At 63.4% G+C, this 17434-nt stretch carries 11 protein-coding genes; 9 read left to right on the forward strand and 2 right to left on the reverse strand.

Going from position 1 to position 17434, the window contains the following annotated elements:
- Positions 1–12: 12 nt before the first annotated feature.
- The 9 genes from PP1Y_RS02120 (at position 13) to PP1Y_RS02160 (ending at position 14408) form a co-directional block, all read left to right on the forward strand.
- Positions 13–1449 (forward strand): efflux transporter outer membrane subunit, encoded by a 1437-nt coding sequence (locus tag PP1Y_RS02120; RefSeq protein WP_013836460.1) that lies wholly within the window; start codon positions 13–15, stop codon positions 1447–1449.
- 214 nt (positions 1450–1663) lie between these two features.
- The gene (locus PP1Y_RS02125) at positions 1664–4759 is read left to right on the forward strand and encodes a response regulator (RefSeq protein ID WP_013836461.1); all 3096 of its coding nucleotides are present in this window, start codon (positions 1664–1666) and stop codon (positions 4757–4759) included.
- Positions 4744–5616, forward strand: a complete 873-nt coding sequence (locus PP1Y_RS02130; protein ID WP_013836462.1) for a protein-glutamate O-methyltransferase CheR — start codon at positions 4744–4746, stop codon at positions 5614–5616. Before PP1Y_RS02125 ends, PP1Y_RS02130 begins: the two co-directional genes overlap by 16 nt.
- The gene (locus tag PP1Y_RS02135) at positions 5606–7423 is read left to right on the forward strand and encodes a response regulator (RefSeq protein ID WP_013836463.1); all 1818 of its coding nucleotides are present in this window, start codon (positions 5606–5608) and stop codon (positions 7421–7423) included. Before PP1Y_RS02130 ends, PP1Y_RS02135 begins: the two co-directional genes overlap by 11 nt.
- A 194-nt stretch (positions 7424–7617) precedes the next feature.
- Positions 7618–8307 carry a murein L,D-transpeptidase catalytic domain family protein gene (locus PP1Y_RS02140; RefSeq protein WP_013836464.1) on the forward strand — a complete coding sequence of 230 codons (690 nt, stop codon included), beginning with the start codon at positions 7618–7620 and terminating at the stop codon, positions 8305–8307.
- Positions 8308–8389: 82 nt separating this feature from the next.
- Entirely contained in the window at positions 8390–9820 is a 1431-nt protein-coding gene (locus PP1Y_RS02145) for a L,D-transpeptidase family protein (RefSeq protein WP_041558228.1), read from the forward strand.
- Positions 9821–10036: 216 nt separating this feature from the next.
- Positions 10037–10618, forward strand: a complete 582-nt coding sequence (locus PP1Y_RS02150) for a PAS domain-containing protein (protein WP_013836466.1) — start codon at positions 10037–10039, stop codon at positions 10616–10618.
- Between the two features lie 17 nt (positions 10619–10635).
- A complete protein-coding gene (locus PP1Y_RS02155; RefSeq protein WP_013836467.1) occupies positions 10636–14058 on the forward strand; it encodes a CheR family methyltransferase in 3423 nt (1140 codons plus the stop codon).
- Positions 14055–14408 carry a response regulator gene (locus PP1Y_RS02160; RefSeq protein ID WP_013836468.1) on the forward strand — a complete coding sequence of 118 codons (354 nt, stop codon included), beginning with the start codon at positions 14055–14057 and terminating at the stop codon, positions 14406–14408. Before PP1Y_RS02155 ends, PP1Y_RS02160 begins: the two co-directional genes overlap by 4 nt.
- 308 nt (positions 14409–14716) lie before the next feature.
- Here the strand turns inward: PP1Y_RS02160 and PP1Y_RS02165 are convergent, their stop codons facing one another.
- Positions 14717–15553 carry a Coq4 family protein gene (locus PP1Y_RS02165; RefSeq protein WP_232512308.1) on the reverse strand — a complete coding sequence of 279 codons (837 nt, stop codon included), beginning with the start codon at positions 15551–15553 and terminating at the stop codon, positions 14717–14719.
- A 29-nt stretch (positions 15554–15582) separates the two neighbouring features.
- Positions 15583–17400, reverse strand: a complete 1818-nt coding sequence (locus PP1Y_RS02170; protein WP_041558230.1) for an acyclic terpene utilization AtuA family protein — start codon at positions 17398–17400, stop codon at positions 15583–15585.
- Positions 17401–17434 lie beyond the last annotated feature (34 nt).

The raw sequence follows: 17434 nt of genomic DNA on the forward strand, positions 1-17434 counted from the left end.
GGAATTACCCTGATGAAAACACGCAGTTTCCTTGCCGCACTGCTTGCCGCGACCAGCCTTGCTGCCTGCGCCGCCGGACCCGACTATATCGCGCCCACACCTCTACCGCGCGGCGATGCCGCATTCATCGGCGCTCGATCGTCCGCAGTGTCGACAGACGCGGTACAGTCTGACTGGTGGCGGCTCTACGACGATCCGGTGCTAGATGCCCTGGTCCTGGACGCACTGGCGGCGAATACAGATATCCGCGTTGCCGTGGCGCGGATCGAACGGGCACGGGCCAGCCTGCGCGGATCGCGTTCGGAGACCTTGCCGCAGACGGCTATCGAAGGGTCCGGGACTTACGGCCGCGCCTCGCAGGCACGCACCCTGCCCGGCGCCGACCGGGAGGGCCGCACCGTCGATGCCGGCCTTTCCGTCTCCTATGAGCTGGACCTGTTCGGCCGCGTCTCACGCGGGGTCGAAGCATCGCGGGCCGACCTGAGCGCCGCGCAGGAGGACGCCGATGCGGTCCGGGTCACGGTCGTGGCCGATACCGTGCGCGCCTATGTCGATGCCGCCAGCTATGCAGAGCAGCTGGCCGTCGCACAGCGCACGGTCGACCTGCTCGACCGCTCCGTGCGCATCACCGGGGCGCGTTTTGAGCGCGGGCTGAACCAGAAGCTGGACGTCATCCGCGTCACGCAGCTACGCGACGAACAGGCCGCGACCATCCCAGCGTTGCAGGCCCAGCGCGACGCCGCGCTTTTCCGTCTCGCCACCCTCACCGGCAAGACCCCGCAGGACCTGCCGGAGGCAGCGCGCGAACGCACCACGACGCCCGATGTCCAGCAGCCTATCCCGGTCGGCGATGGCCAGGCTCTGCTTGCCCGACGTCCCGACGTCAGGGCGGCCGAGCGCCGTCTCGCCGCCGACACTGCCCGCATCGGCGTCGCGACAGCCGATCTCTACCCGCGCATCACGCTGGGCGGATCGATCGGTACCACTGCCGTGGGTGCGACCGACATCTTCGCGGGAGGACCTTTGCGCTGGCTGCTGGGACCGCTGATTTCCTGGGCCTTCCCCAACCAGGAAGCGATCCGCGCCCGGATTGGCGAAGCAAAGGCCGATACCAAGGCAGACCTTGCCGCCTTCGACGGTACCGTCCTGCGGGCCCTGGAAGAAACCGAGACGGCGCTCTCCGCCTATCGCAATGCCCTGCTGCGCAAGGAACAACTGGCATCGGCCCGGGAAGCCGCCGACCGCGCCGCGCAAGTGAGCATCGCGCGCCAGAGCCGCGGCCAGATCGACGCCCTCGACGTCCTCGACGCGCAGCGCACCCTCGCCCGGTCCGAAGCCGCCTATACGCAGGCGACTCAAGGCGTGGCCCGCGCTCAAGTCGATCTCTTCCGCGCCCTCGGCGGCACATGGCAGGAATGGCCGCAAGGCCTTGCATCGGCTCAGCACTGACCGCCGCGAGTTAGAGATCCCGCCCGGACTGCGCTTGCCAGAAGCGCGGATCGAGGGCCTGATCGCATTTGCGGGAACCCGTGCCGATCTTGTGCGTTAGCGCGCAGTCGACACAGGGGATTCTTCGCATGCAATCGTCAGGTACCGGCAGACTGCGCAAGCCTCGCGCAGGAGTCGGAAGTACTTCTCACTCGCTCATCGTGTGGTTTTGGGGATGAAGGACAAGATCAAGTCCGGGCACCCCTCCCTGATCTATTTCGGCCTCGCCCTCTCCCTTCTCCTGCCCTTCCTTGCCGACCTGACCTTCCCCCTCGGCACGGCCGTCTGGGTGGTCTACCTCCTGCCCGTGGTGCTGGCCTATGTCGCGCCTTCACCGCTGGTGCCGCCCGTCATCGCCGCGGTAGCAACCTTGCTGGCCATACTCGGCTTCCTGTTCGCTCCGGCCGGCATCGACCCGACGCTTGCCATCACCAATCGCAGCGTCGGCACCGCGGTGACCTGGCTGCTTGCGGGGGTGGGCTATCTGTTCGTGCGCAACCGGCTGACGGTCCTGCATGAACGCTGGCTGCAGGCCGGCCAGGTCGGGCTAGCGCGCGAGATCAGCGGCGAGAAGAAACTGGATGAACTGGGCGATGCCGCGCTGCGATATCTGTCCGGCTATCTCGGCGCCCGCGCCGGAGCGATCTACATTCGCAACGGCCAGGGATATCGCCGCCATGCCACGTATGGCGTTCCCGCCGAAGCCCCGATCCCCTCCAGTTTCGATATCGGCGACGGACTTCTCGGACAGGCGGTCAGAGAGCGGCGCGCCTTCGTGCTGGATCAGGTCCCCGACGGTTATCTCTACTTCGGTTCGGGCCTTGGACAGGCAAAACCGGCGACCTTGCTGATTGCCAATACCTATGCCGACGGCGTGGTCAACGCGGTGATCGAGCTGGGCCTTCCGGCAGGCCGGATCGACCATGCGCGGGAATTTCTGGAACGGATCGAAGGTCAACTGGGCGTCGCCATCCGCTCCGGCAAGTACAGGGAAAGGCTGCAGGAACTGCTCGCCGAGACGCAGCAGCAAGCCGAAGAGCTTCAGGCCCAGAGCGAGGAACTGCGCGCCAGCAACGAAGAACTGGAAACGCAGAGCCGACAGCTTCAGGATTCCGCCAAGGAACTGGAAGCCCAGCAAAGCGAGCTTGAGCAGACCAACGCCCAGCTCGAGGAACAGGCGCGCCAGCTCGAGGTTCAGCGCGACGATCTGACGCGGGCGCAGAAGTCGCTCAAGGCACAGGCCGGAGACCTGGAACAGGCCAGCCGCTACAAATCCGAATTCCTCGCCAACATGAGCCACGAACTGCGCACGCCGCTCAATTCCCTCCTGATCATGGCGCGGCTTTTGGCGGAAAACCGCTCCGGCAACCTGACCGAGGAACAGGTCAAGCACGCGCAGACCATCGAGACTTCGGGCAACGACCTCCTCATCCTGATCAATGACGTTCTCGACATCTCGAAGATCGAGGCAGGCAAGGTCGAGCTCGACCCCCATGTCACCGGCGTCTCGGGCATCGCCGAGAAGCTGCGGCGCCTGTTCGAACCGGCGGCGACGAACAAGGGCCTCGACTTCGCCATCGAGATAGAAGAACCGGACCTCGCCCTCGAAACCGATCCGCAGCGCGTCGAGCAAGTGCTCAAGAACTTCCTGTCCAACGCGATCAAGTTCACCGAACGCGGCCGGATTGCCCTCTCCGTTGCCCGTCAGGACGATGACAGGATCGCCTTCACGGTGCATGACACCGGCGTCGGCATTCCGGCCGATCAACAAGGCGCGATCTTCGAGGCATTCCGCCAGGCCGATGGGTCAGTCAGCCGCAAATACGGCGGGACCGGCCTTGGCCTGTCGATCTCGCGCGAACTGGCGCACCTGCTGGGCGGCGAAGTCTCTGTCGAAAGTGAGCCGGGCGAAGGAAGCGCCTTCTCGCTCATCCTGCCCGCCAAGTTCTCGTCCCCGACAGGGGAGGTCGCGCAGCGTCCCGCTCCGAAGCCTTCCGCACCGAGAAACAAGCCCGCTCCGGCGGCCTGTCCGCCTGCCCGCTCTTCCCATGCGCCCGAAGACGATCGCGAGCGCCTCGCTGCGGACGGCCGGGTGATCCTCATCGTCGAGGACGATCCCGTCTTCGCCCAGATCCTGCGCGATCTCGTGCGCGAACAGGGCTTTTCCACCCTGATTGCCGACACCGCCGACGAAGGCGCCCTGCTCGCCCGGCAATACATTCCCAGCGCCGTCATCCTCGACATGAACCTGCCCGATCACACCGGGCTTTCCGTGCTCGACCGCATCAAGCGCGATGTGCGCACCCGCCACATCCCGGTGCACGTCGTCTCGGTCGACGACGAGAGCCAGACCGCACTTGCCAGCGGCGCAATGGGCTATCTGTTCAAGCCTGTGCAGCGCGAACAGCTCGTGCAGATGCTCGATAGCCTTGAGCAGCGCATGGTGCAGCGCATGCGCCGCGTGCTCGTCGTCGAGGACGATGCCAAGCAGGCCGAAAGCGTCAGTCTCCTGCTGGGTTCGCGCGATGTCGAGACGGTCGAGGCCTTCTCTGCGGCACAGTGTTTCGAGATGCTCGAGCGCGAGAGCTTCGACTGCATGGTCCTCGACCTCAACCTGCCCGACGCGTCTGGAATGGAACTGCTCGAACGCCTGAGTGCGGACGAGAGCATGCCCTTCCCGCCGGTGATCGTCTATACCGGCCGCGACCTTTCCGCAGCAGAGGAGCTCAAGCTCCGCCGTTATTCCAAGTCGATCATCGTCAAGGGCGCCAAGTCCCCCGAGCGCCTGCTCGATGAAGTCACCCTGTTCCTGCACAAGGTCGTCTCCGACCTCCCCGAGCCGCAGCAGCAGTTGATCGTCAAGTCGCTGAACCGCGACGAGGCGCTGCAGGGGCGCAACGTGCTTGTCGTCGAGGACGACATTCGCAACATCTACGCCCTGTCGAGCGTGCTGGAACCGCACGGCGTCAATGTCCGCATCGCGCGCAACGGGATCGAGGCGCTCAATTCACTGGACGAGGCGATGACCGGCAATACGCCCGTCGAGCTAATTCTGATGGACGTGATGATGCCGGAAATGGACGGCCTGACCGCCACCCGCAAGATCCGCGAGCGCGAGTGGGGACGCTCCCTGCCGATCATCGCCCTGACCGCCAAGGCGATGGAGCGCGATCAGCAGGAATGCATCGAGGCCGGTGCCAGCGACTATCTTTCCAAACCTCTCGACGTCGACAAACTCCTGAGCCTGGTGCGGGTATGGATGCCGCGTTGATCGAAACCTTCGAACCGCACGAGGAGATCGAGCTGGATCTCCTGCTCGAGGCAATCTGGCGCCATTACCATTACGATTTCCGCGGCTATTCGCGCGGTTCGTTGCACCGGCGCCTGGTGCGGGCGATGCAGAGGTTCCACTGCGCCAGCCTTTCCGAGCTGCAGCACCGGATCCTGCGCGAGCCTGCGGCTTTCGCAGAGCTGATGGGATTCCTGACCATCCAGGTGAGCGAGATGTTTCGCGACCCCGGCTACTTCCGCGTCCTGCGGGAAAACGTCATCCCGCATCTCAAGACCTTTCCCTCGATCAAGATCTGGATTGCGGGATGCGCCAACGGCGAGGAATTCTACTCGCTCGCCATTCTCCTGCGCGAGGAAGGGCTGGAGGATCGGGCGATCTTCTATTGCACCGACATCAGCCCGGCCGCCCTCAAGCGCGCGCAGGCCGGCGTCTACGACCTCGACCGGATGGCGCAGTTCACCGAAAACCACCAGCAGTCCGGCGCGCGTACATCGCTGTCGGACCATTACACCGCGGCATATGGCAGCGCGATTTTCGACAAGTCCTTGCGCCGGCGCGCCGTTTTTGCCGAACATAATCTGGCCAGTGACGAGGTCTTTTCCGAAGTCCACCTCGTTTCCAGCCGCAACGTGCTCATCTACTTCGACCGGCCGCTACAGGACAGGGCACTCGGCCTGTTCGCGGACTCACTCGTTCGCGGCGGATTTGTGGGGCTCGGGACCAAGGAGACCCTGCGCCTTTCACGCTATTCCCCGGCCTTCGGCGATTTCGACGATCACATGAAGATCTACCGTCGCAACACCCTGCCGCTGCGAGAGATTACCCATGCACCCTGACCCCATCCGTATCCTCGCCGTTGACGACATCGCCGAGAATCTCGTTGCCCTCGATGCCCTTCTCGCGGATGGCGAAGTCGAGATCCTGCAGGCCCGATCGGGCGAGGAAGCTCTGGAACTCCTGCTCTGCCACGATGTCGCACTGGCACTGCTCGATGTGCAGATGCCAGGAATGGATGGCTTCGAACTGGCCGAATTGATGCGGGGGCTCGAACGGACGCGTTCGATCCCGATCCTCTTCCTCACCGCAGTCGCCACCGATGAACGCCGCCGCTTTCGCGGATACGAAGCAGGCGCGGTCGATTACCTCCTCAAGCCGGTCGACACCCATATCCTGCGCAGCAAGGTCAATGTCTTCACCGAGCTGTACGCCCACCGGCGCGAACTGGCCCGCCAGCGCGACGATCTGGCCACTGCACTGGCCCGGATCACCGCGCACAGCGACAACTCCCCGCTCGCAATCGTCGAACTCGACAGTGCCCAGCAAGTGATTGCCTGGTCGAACGGTGCCGAACGCCTGTTCGGCTGGCGCGCGGCGGAAGTGAAAGGATATAACGCCAGCCGGATCGGCTGGCTCAGCGCCGAAGATGCCGACACGTTCAGCGCACTCGTCGGCAACATGATCGACGGAAAGGCCAACCGCGAAACACATACGCTCCGGTTTCTGACAACGACCGGCTTTACCTTGACCTGCGAATGCTACTGTTCGGCAATCTACGATCCTGCCGGGCAGTTGATCTCCGTGAACGTACAGATCCTGGACATTACCGACCGCGTTCGGGCCGAAGAAGCGCAGCGCCTGCTCAATGGCGAGCTCAATCACCGGGTGAAGAACACGCTTGCCACGGTTCAGGCCATATCCCGCCAGACCTTGCGCTTTTCCTCCGGCCCGGGGGATTTCTCCACCACTTTCCTGGGGCGTATCGACGCCTTGGCAAAGGCACATTCACTGCTAAGCAGCGCCACATGGCAGGGCGCAGACCTCCGCCAGCTCATCGCCGGGCAGGTCGCGATCGGGACTTTCGACCCCGCTCGGGTCGAGGCGCAGGGGCCGGACGTCGACCTGGGGCCCGAACCCGCCCTGCACCTTGCGCTGGTCCTGCACGAACTTGTCACCAATGCCCACAAGTACGGCGCTCTCTCAGGGCCTGAGGGCACTGTGTCGCTGAACTGGGAGATCGCTGACGATCGGCTGAAACTCGACTGGGTGGAAAGCGGCGGCCCGCTCGTGGAGGCGCCTACGCGGACGGGCTTTGGCAAGACGATGATCGAACGCAGTCTGGCAGCCGATGGCGGCGGCGCGACGATGCACGCCGATCCGGCCGGTATGAAGTGGGAACTCGTTCTTCCCTGTCCAGCCTCCGCCAGGGCCGCACGCAAGCAGCCCGAAGCGCAAGGAGACGTGATGCGCAAGCCAGATGCCGAAGCCCCCGTCTGCACCCTTGCCGACATGCGGATCCTCGTCATCGAGGACGAACCGCTGGTTTCCATAGAACTCATGACAATCATCGAAGATGCCGGCGGTATCGTCACAGGCTCGGCATCGACCGTCGCGTCCGCACTCCGCCTGATCGAAAGCACCGAAGCGGACGGCGCGATCCTCGACGGCAATCTTCGCGGGGAATCGGTGGAAGGCATCGCCGCGACCCTGCAAGCGCGCGGCATCCCCTTCGCCTTCGTCAGTGGATACGGCCGCGAGAACCTGCCAGCCGGTTCCGAGGATGTCCCGCTTCTTTCCAAGCCATTCCGTTCGGACCAGATCGTATCGGCAATCAACGCATTCACGAAGCTCGCAGCCCCTTCGTAAAGCAGAAATACGCCATCGCTCGAGCATTGCCTCATCCAGGTATTCGAACGAATCGCAGGTCGGAAATCTGAGTGAAAGGCACGTTTCACAATTGAACACTTGATCGGCTTAAGGTCACAAGTGCACGAAGAAAGCCGCGTTCCGGGCCAGATTAGGCCTTAAATCGTGCGCACAAATACCCCATAATAAAGGGCATGTCTAAGAAGCCGTCCGAATTCAACAGACGCAACTTGCTGTTCGCTGGAGCGACTTTCGCTGCCGCTGCATTGATCAAACGTTCGTCACCCGCTCCGGTTCCCGCGCTACCCTCCGCATCCGCCCGGCCGTGGCGCAGTCCCGCGGTAGCAAGACACTCGTCCGTCGGGCCGAAGTTCGATGTAAATCCCAAACTGCTGGAGAAAGCGCTCGCCGCGCTCGATACGCATTCGGGACGGATCCGGGATCATGGCCGAATCGCTTTCGTCGACTTTTCGGTTTCCTCTTCGAGGCGAAGGATGCACTTCCTCGACATCGAAAATGGCAAGACAAAACAGATCCTTGTTGCGCACGGTTCCGGCTCGGACCCCGACCATACCGGCTTTGTCGAGCGGTTTTCGAACGCTATCGGGTCGAATGCCTCCAGCCAGGGCGCCTTTCTGACCGACGATTACTACGTCGGCAAGCATGGCCGATCGCAGCGACTGATCGGCCTCGATCCCACGAACGACAACGCTCTAGACCGCGCCATCGTGTTGCATAGCGCATGGTATGCGAACGAGGACATGATCCATACACATGGAATGCTGGGACGCAGCCAGGGATGCTTCGCTGTGGGGGAGACGCACCTTGACGATCTCTTCTCGTTTCTTGGCAAGGGTCGCATGATTTACGCGGGCCGCGCCTGAACTCATCGCGCCATTACTTTTCCGGCCATGCAACATCGGTGATGCACAATCGTTAACATACAGGTCTTTCAAGGAGATCCGTGTGCGAAAGAGTGTCATTGCCGCTTCGATCATGGTCTTGACCATGACGCTTGCCGGCTGCGGAGCAACATCGGGAGATGCCAATGGGCAGGCGTCGGGCTCCGGCCAGCTGAGCTGGAGTTCATCGAACCAGCGTCAATTGCGTGAAGCGCTCGGCCAGCGCGCCGTGCACGGGCTCGATCACGTCACCTTCGCGGCAGACGGCGCATCGCAGGCAGGCGAGGCCTTTACCCAGGAAGCACTGCGTTACGCCCGTGCGCTTGCCCAGGGTGCCTCCTCGCCTGAGGAACTCTTCAAGATCTACACCATCCCGCGTCCGCACCCCGATCTTCTTCAGGGGCTGACGAGGGCCCTGGCCGACGGGAATCTGGAAAGCTGGCTCAATGGCCTGGCTCCGCAGAGCGCGGCCTATCGCCACCTGTCGAAAGCCTACATGGAGCTCAAAAACAAGCAGGCGTCCCCCTCCCCCCAGATTCCCCTTGAGGAGGACCCGCTGGAGCCCGGTGACAGCGATCCACGCGTTGCTGCGGTCGCCCGGCAGCTTGCCGCCTCGGACTATCTGGACAACCCGTCCGGCACCGGCAATCGCTACTCCCCGGACATGGTCCGCGCCGTCAAGCGCATGCAGGCCGACTATGGCATCAAGCCCGACGGCATCATCGGCAAGGACGCACTTGAGATCCTCAATTTCTCGGATACCGACAGGGCGCGTGCGCTTGCCGTTGCCATGGAGCGACTGCGCTGGCTCGAGCGCGATCCGCCGGAAACCCGCATCGATGTGAATACCGCTGCGGGCAGGCTGACTTACTGGCGCGATGGCAAGGTTGTCGACACACGCAAGGCCGTCGTCGGCGAGCCGGGCCGGGAAACACCCCAGCTGGGTTCTCCAATCTACCGACTAGTGGCAAACCCGACATGGACTGTCCCCCGGTCGATCCAGGAAAAGGAGTTCGCAGGCAAAGGCGGCGATTACCTGCAAAGCCACAACATGGCCTGGCAAAACGGCTGGATCGTTCAGCAGTCGGGGCCCGAGAATTCCCTGGGCCTGGTCAAGTTCGACATGAAGAACGACCACGCAATCTATCTGCACGACACACCGGCAAAGTCACTGTTCCAGGAAGTGCAGCGGCAACGCAGCCATGGCTGTGTGCGAGTGCAGGACGCGCTGGGCTTTGCCGAATTGCTCGCCCGCGACGAAGGCGTGCTTGACCAATGGCGCAAGTCCCGCGCCAAGGGCGATGAGACGTTCGTGCCGCTGCCGCGCGAAATCCCGGTGAGGCTGCTCTACCAGACCGTCCTGTTCGATGCGAAGGGCGCCCCGGTGGTCCGCGCCGATCCCTACGCTTGGGATGATCGCGTGGCCGTCGCACTGGGTTTCCCATTGGCAAAGAGCCACTTGCTGCGCAATCCCAGCGGAGACGTCGGACCATGATATCGCTTTCGCGCTGCGTTCCCGCGAGACGTAAGGCTCGACTACGACAGGCGAATTCTGCGACAGGCGAATTCTGCGTAGAAACAACGCGGTCGACACAGGCTGACCGAGTAGATGGCTCGTGACGCGCGCCGGCGATTGGAGCAAGACCTGTTGCGCTGCAGATCTCGGGGAACCGGGATCGATCTGGATACTTTTGATACGTCGTGTGGAGCGATGGAACATGGAGATGCCTGCGTGCAGGATGAGACGGTACCAGAGAAGCTTCGCACGTTCTTTCAGGATTCCCCTGTTGCCCTTGCGCTGGCTGCCCCGGCCCGTGACAATCCCCTCATCCTCGTCAACGGACGCTTCGTGGCGCTGACCGGCTATTCCAACGCTGAACTGGTGGGTCGCAATTGCCGCGTCCTGCAGCAAGACGCGGATAACCGCGAAGCACGGGCAAAGCTGCGGGCCTTCCTCGACGACGAGGACGCCCCGAACGTGCGCACCCCGATCCTCAATTTCACCAAGGACGGCACGCCCTTCGTGAACCTGCTCTACATGTCGCGGCTGCGGCAAGCGGATGGTGAAGCGCGCTACATCTTCGCCTCGCAATTCGATGTCAGTCGCGCCCGGCCCGAGCGCCTGCAGGCCTATGATCGCGACCTCGGCCAGACCCTGACCAAGCTGAGCCCCGTCGCAGCGGAAAGCGGCATCATCGTCGAAGCTACGCTGACCTCCATCGCCAACTCGGCGGCAACGATCGCGCAGGCGAAACTTTCGCTCGCGGGTCTGGACGACAGTTCCTTGCTGTGAGCCAAGGCGACGAACACATGGATGCGGGCAACCGCGCTGACGCCGGGACAAGTGTTCCAGTCATCGGGATCGGCGCGTCCGCTGGCGGTCTGGAAGCCTTGCGCGAAATGCTCTCGGCCGCCCGGCCACCGACGAACCTCGCATTCGTGGTCGTCCAGCATCTCGATCCCAATCACGAAAGCCTGCTCGCCCAGCTTCTCGATCGAGCGAGTCCGCTCGACGTCCTCCAATGCGAAGGCGGCGAGGAACTGCAGCCCGAGCGCGTCTACATCATCCCACCGGGTCGCGGCCTCGCCATCCGCGAGGGCAAACTGCAACTGACCGACTTCGCGCAGCCGCGCGGCCTGCGCCGTCCGATCGACGACTTCTTCATTTCCCTGGCCGCCGACCAGCAGGCCAATGCCGCCTGCGTGATTCTCTCCGGGACCGGCGCCGACGGATCGACCGGGCTTCGCGCGATCAAGGAACATGGCGGCGTCTGCGTCGTCCAGCAGCCCGAGACCGCACGGTATGACGGGATGCCCGTTGCAGCAGTCGGTACCGGTCTTGTCGATTACGTGAAGGCCCCCGGCGAAATCCTCGACTGCCTGCTGTCCTTTTTCCAGCGACGCTCGGGAGAGCCGCAGGATCAGGCGGGCCGGCTCGTCGCCGACCATGTCGACGATCTGTGCGCGACCTTGCGCAAGGTCATCGGTCACGACTTCTCCGGCTACAAGCGCTCGACGCTGGTCCGCCGCGTCGAGCGTCGCATGCATGTACTCAGCATCGACAGTACCAGCGCCTACGTCCAACGCGTGCGCACCGATCCGGGAGAATGCGAGGCGCTGTTCCGCGACCTGCTGATAAACGTCACCCGCTTCTTTCGCGATCCTGACATGTTCGAGGCCCTGCGCGCCAGGGTCGTCGAGCCACTGCTAAAGGAACGGAACGCAGAGGAAGAAATTCGCGTCTGGGTTCCGGGCTGTTCCAGCGGCGAAGAAGCCTACAGCATAGCCATGCTCTTTGCCGAGGCTGCTCGCGATCAGGGTCTGGCAAACCCGGTGCAGATCTTTGCAACCGACATCGACGAACAGATGCTGCAGGTCGCGCGCGAGGGAAGCTATCCCGCGGCCGCGCTGGCTGACATCCCCTCGCCCATGCGCGAACGCTGGACAGTCCCGCACGGTGAACGGTTCTCGATTGCCGGTCAGATCCGCGACCTGATCCGCTTTTCGAACCACAGCGTCATCAAGGACCCGCCCTTCTCGCGCATCGACCTGGTGTCATGCCGCAATCTGCTGATCTATTTCGACGACCGGCTGCAGCAGTCGGTCATGCCGATCCTGCATTACGCGCTCAAGCCGGGCGGCTACCTGTTCCTCGGCCCGTCGGAAAGTATCGGCCGCTTCGACAACATGTTCCCAGCGCTGGATCATCACGCTCATATCTTCGAACGTGCCCCGGGCGATCCCATCTACCCGATCGACCTTCCAGCGAACGAGTACAATCAGCCGAGCCGCAATTCCAGCTCGGCCATGAACATCGGCAAGATGAAAATATCGGAAGGTGGGATGGCGATCAAGCGTCTGGCGGAGGGCTACGCACCGCCGGCGATGGTCGTCAACCAGGACGGCGCGGTGCTCTCCGCCTACGGCAAGCTCAGCCGCTACTTCGACTTTCCGGTGACCCGCACCGGTGGATCGAACGCAATTTCGCTGGCCAAGCCGGGACTTCGCGACGTCCTGGGCCCCCTGGTGCGTCAGGCCCGTGACAGCGGCAAGCGGGTCATCGCACGGGAGGTCGACGTCACTTCCGACTATGGCGTCCAGCCGATCGAGGCCATCGGCGAACCGCTGGGCGATGGCACCTTGCTGCTGATCTTCCGCGACCGGGGCCCATTCGCGCCATTCGCGGCCGCCGATCTGTCCGAGATCGAAAGCGGCGACGATCACATGGAGGCGCTGGAGGAGGAGCTGCGGCTCACCCGGCACAAACTGCGCACCGCGGTAGAGGAACTGGAGACAGCCAACGAGGAACTGAAAAGCTCCAACGAAGAAATGATGTCGATGAACGAGGAGCTGCAATCGACCAACGAGGAGCTCTCAACCGTCAACGACGAATTGAAGAGCAAGGTCGACCAGCTCACCGTGGCCAACTCCGACTTGCGCAATTTCTTCGAATCCACCGAGCTGGCCGTGATCATCCTCGATCGCGATCTTCGCATCCGCAGCTATACCGAGGCGGCTACCACGATCTTCCCGCTGCAGGTAACCGACCGGGGCCGTTCGCTCGCCGATGTTGCGACGCGGCTCGACGAGGGCAACTACCTGGACGATGCCCGCGCCGTCGCCACCCACGGCGAGCCCGTCCAGCGCCGCGTGCACACGCGAGACGGCAAGCGCACTCTCTCGCTGCGCGTACTGCCCTACCGCACCCAGCATGGCACGATCGATGGCGCGACCCTGGTACTGACCGACATCACCGAGGCGCTATCCATGGAACACGATCTGGCCGCCGAGCGTGAGCGCCTCGATCTTGCCATCAGGGCCGGCGGCATCGGGGTTTGGGAATACAGCGTCGATAGCGGCGAACTGATCGCCGACGCCACCAATCGCCGCCTTCTGGGCCTGCCGCCTACCGGCGACGTGCGGATCGACGATGCGTTCGCGAACGTCCATCCTGAGGACCGCGCGACGATCGAGGCGAGCCTGCGCAAGGCCAGCGCCGCCAACGACGATTTCGAAGCCTCGTTTCGGGTCATGCTGCCGGACGACAGCGTCCGGCACCTCAAGAGCTTCGGTCGCCTGATATCGAGTTCGGAACCCAAACGCCTCGTGGGTGCAGCGATCGACATGACCCCGGAATACGCGCTGGCGGAAACCAGGGCGCTGATGCTGCGCGAGATGAACCACCGGGTAAAGAACCTCTTCGCGGTGGTCAGCGGCATGATTTCGGCTGCCGGCCGCTCGCACGACGACGTGCGCAGCTACAGCGAGGACTTGCGCGAACGAATTGCCGCGCTGGGACGTGCGCATTCGCTGGCCGCGCCTTCGGGCGACCAGCAGTCGATCCCCTTGCGCGCATTGATCGAGACGACGACCGCCCCCTATGACGGCCACGCGCGGATCGAGTTGCACGGCCCGGATGTCTCCATCGAGCGCTCCTGCCTGTCCTCGTTGGCGCTGATCCTTCACGAATGGACGACCAATGCCGCGAAGTACGGCGCGCTCGGCTCCGGCAATGGCGCCCTCGTCGTTACATGGGAGCTGGGCGAGGAAGGCCTGGACCTCAACTGGACCGAGCGCAGCCAGGGAAGCGTCGAGATACCGGAGGGCAGCGGCTTCGGAACGCTGCTGGTTACGACGTCCGCCCGCCAGCTCAAGGCCGAACTGTCGCGAGAAGTGAACGATGACAGCTATAGGCTGCGCATACAGCTTCCGCCCAAGGTGATGCTGGCATGACCCGCTCCGTGCTCATCGCCGAAGACGAACTGATCGTCGCGCTCGACCTGGAAGCCATCGTCGAGGAGGCCGGCTTCGCGGTCTCGCGGACCTGCGAGTCCCTGTCTTGCACGCAGGAGGCACTCGATCACGGGATGCCCGCCTGTGCAATCCTAGACGTGCGTTTGGTGGATGGAGAAGTCTATCCGGCCGCGGATCGGCTCCATGCTGCCGGCGTGCCCATCATCTTCCACTCCGGCCATGCCGACGAGGCGCAGTTGCGGGACCGCTACCCGGACGCCCAGTTCTGCCCCAAGCCCAGCTCACCCTGGTCCCTGCGCGACGCCCTGCAACGCGCGCTGGCCGGGTAGCCGTTCCCACTCCTTCGTGCTCCCGCTCCGCGCAACCGCACCTTTCGGGCAGCGCGCAGCCTCGCTTTCCAGCCTCTTCCCGACTGGATTTCGTGCCGGGATCAAGGAGGCGGAAAGGATGGCAATTCGGGATCGGGGCCGCCGTCCTCCCGCTTCGCCGGGCCCCTTCCGCAAGGGGCGGCACTTGCTCGCAGTCCTGCGGCGCAGGACTTAACTTAGGCCTTGCCGTCCAACGTTGCCTGTATTCACGCGGCGAGAGCCCTGTCGCGCGCCTAAGAGCCCCCGTAGATCCGCAATACCTCCCACGTCTACCTGTATTCTTCCCAGGCCAGTGAGGCCTCGCTGGTATCGACCGGAAAAACCGCCCGGATGCCCAGGGCCTCGCGCGCCTCCACTATCGGCAGGTGGAACACGTCTTCGTATTTCATCATGAATATTGGCTGCGACTGCTCGCCCACGCGCATTCCGGCCTGAGCTGCGGCAAGGGCGGCGAGGAAGGACTGCTGGTAGTGCAGCCCCGTGCGCGAAAGAAGCCTTAGCGCCCCCAGCAGTTGCCCGGCGTTGACCGGTCCGGCAAGCGCGGGATCGAGAAACCTCGGAACGTTGGACAGACGCGCGAAATAAGGAACCAGTTCGCCCAGAATGTCGAAGTTGCCGCCAGTGACGATGTGCTCCAGATCATGGGTCTGACCGCTGCGCAGCGCATAATATTCGAACTGGGACCTGGGCTCGAAGCGCGGAACGATGTCGATCTCGAAGCCATTGTCGGTCAGGTATTTTCCGAAGGTATGGCCAAGCGAACCTTCGGGATGGGCAAGCAGGTCCTTGACGCCGAAGGTCGAGGAGAAACCCTCCGCGAACCATTTATCGAGTTCGGGCCATTTGAGCCGTTGCTCGCTGAAGAGCGTCTCGATCAGGTCCAGATCGAGCACGTCGCGCAAGATGCGGTGCAGTTCGTAGGAATCCGCCGAGGTCGGCCGATCCTTGCCGCTACGCCGCAGGAAGCTTGTCGCGATCCAGTCGCGCAGGCGCGGCTCGTTGAGATAGGGTGACGAGCTGACGAGAACACTGCTCTGCGTGGCGATGCCCTTAATCCCGCGAAGCAGATAGGGAATGTCGTCATTGGTCTGCATGGTCTTGCGCATCCTCCTCGATTTCGTGGATCTGCCTGCGGTCAGGCACTTAATGAGCGGGCAAGGCTGGCCGGCACCATGACCGGCATTTCGAGCAGGAACTGCCCCATCGTCTTGGCCGCTGCGTCAAACCGCGGCGACATGTTGATCCCCCCGCCCTGCGCATCGTGAACGACAAGGTTCAGCGCTTCGCATCCGGGCGCGAGGTAGACATCGACACGCGCCCGGGCGGGATCGTCGAACTGCTCGCGGTACCAGCGCGCAACCGCTTCGGCCGACAGGCATGCCCGGATGTACGGCAGATATTCGGGGCGCCGCGCGATCACGCCGACATTGAACAGGCGCCCCTTGTCGCCGCTGCGCGCCCATGCGAGCCGGACGAGCGGAACCGGCGTATGTCCGTCTTTCGGCGCATCAAACGCTTCCATTTGCGGCAAGCATTGCGGGTCGAAACCCGCGAGGTCGGGGAAACGAAGCGGAATCTCTCGGCCCTCGATTTTGACGCAGGGTCGCACCCGGTCCTTGTCGATCAGGAACAGGAACATCTCGGTCAACGGCACGGCGCGGGGTGCAGCAACGATGGGCGCGATCGAGGTGCCCACAGCCATGTTCATGATTGCGGTCGATTGTTCGCGCCCGAACATGGCGGCAGCGGCGACGTCCTCGTGATCGACAACAATCTTCAGCAAGACTTCGCGCGGGTTCAGCGGCCGGGCCATTTCGCCATAGCTCACTTCGGTGCCGATAACCTCGACATGAGTCATGCGCCAATCGGGCTGAGAGCGCCCCTTGAGGATGTTCGAGGTGCGCTCCAGCAGCGCATCGGCAGTCCTTCGCGCCTTGGCCACCGCATCGATCCCGGCGATCGGGATCAGCGCAACCGACCGCCATCCCGCGTCATATGTCGCGCAGGCCTTGTATTGCGCCGTTGGCGGACGGCCCTTGGCACCCGAAACCCGAACGCGGTTCTCGCCAATCTGCTCGATGCGGACATCGGCGAAATCGCAAACGACGTCCGGAAGAAAATAGGTGCGCGGATCGCTGACCTCGTAAAGCAACTGCTCGGCCACGGTGCCGACAGAGACCAGACCCCCGGTGTCTTCAGGCTTGGTGATTATGCAGGTGCCGTCCGAGTGGCATTCGCCCACCGGAAAACCGATGTTCGCCCAATCCGGCACGTCCTTCCAGTCGGTGAAGGTTCCACCCGTCACTTGTGCGCCGCATTCCAGCAGATGCCCAGCCAGAGAGCCCGCTGCCAGAAGGTCGAATGCATCGTTCGCCCACCCGAACTCGTGGATCAGCGGCCCAAGGATCAGCGCGCTGTCGACGACGCGGCCGGTGATCACGATGTCCGCTCCGGCATCGAGCGCCGCCGCAATCGGGAATGCTCCAAGATAGGCATTGACGCTGCCGATGGCGGCTTGTGGGAAGGGCTCGCCGCTGAACATCTCGCACACACCCTCGTCGCGCAGCTCCGAAACCAGGCCTTCGATGTCGTCGCCCGAAACGGCGGCGACCTTGATGTCCAGGCCGAGTTCGCGCCCTTTGCGGCGGATCAGTTCGGCCAGTTCCCCCGGGTTCAGTCCTCCGGCGTTCGAAATCACCTTGATCCCCCGCGCCTTCAACTCAGCAAGGTAGGGCCCAATGTGAAGATCGACGAAGTCGGTCAGAAAGCCGGAGCGCGGATTGGCCTCCTTGAGGCGACGCATGAGGCCCATCGCCCCTTCGCCAAGATAATCGAATGCAAGGTAGTCTATATCCGGTACACGCAGAAGCTGTGGCACGGCGATGAGGCTGTCGTTGAGGGCGCCTGCCGCGCCGCCGATTTTCACTACCTTCTTGCCGTGTTCCTGGGCCACCCGATCCGCTCCCGATAAGCAGCTTGAACTGCCT

It is taken from the genome of Novosphingobium sp. PP1Y (genome assembly GCF_000253255.1).
In the GTDB taxonomy this organism is placed as follows: Bacteria; Pseudomonadota; Alphaproteobacteria; order Sphingomonadales; family Sphingomonadaceae; genus Novosphingobium.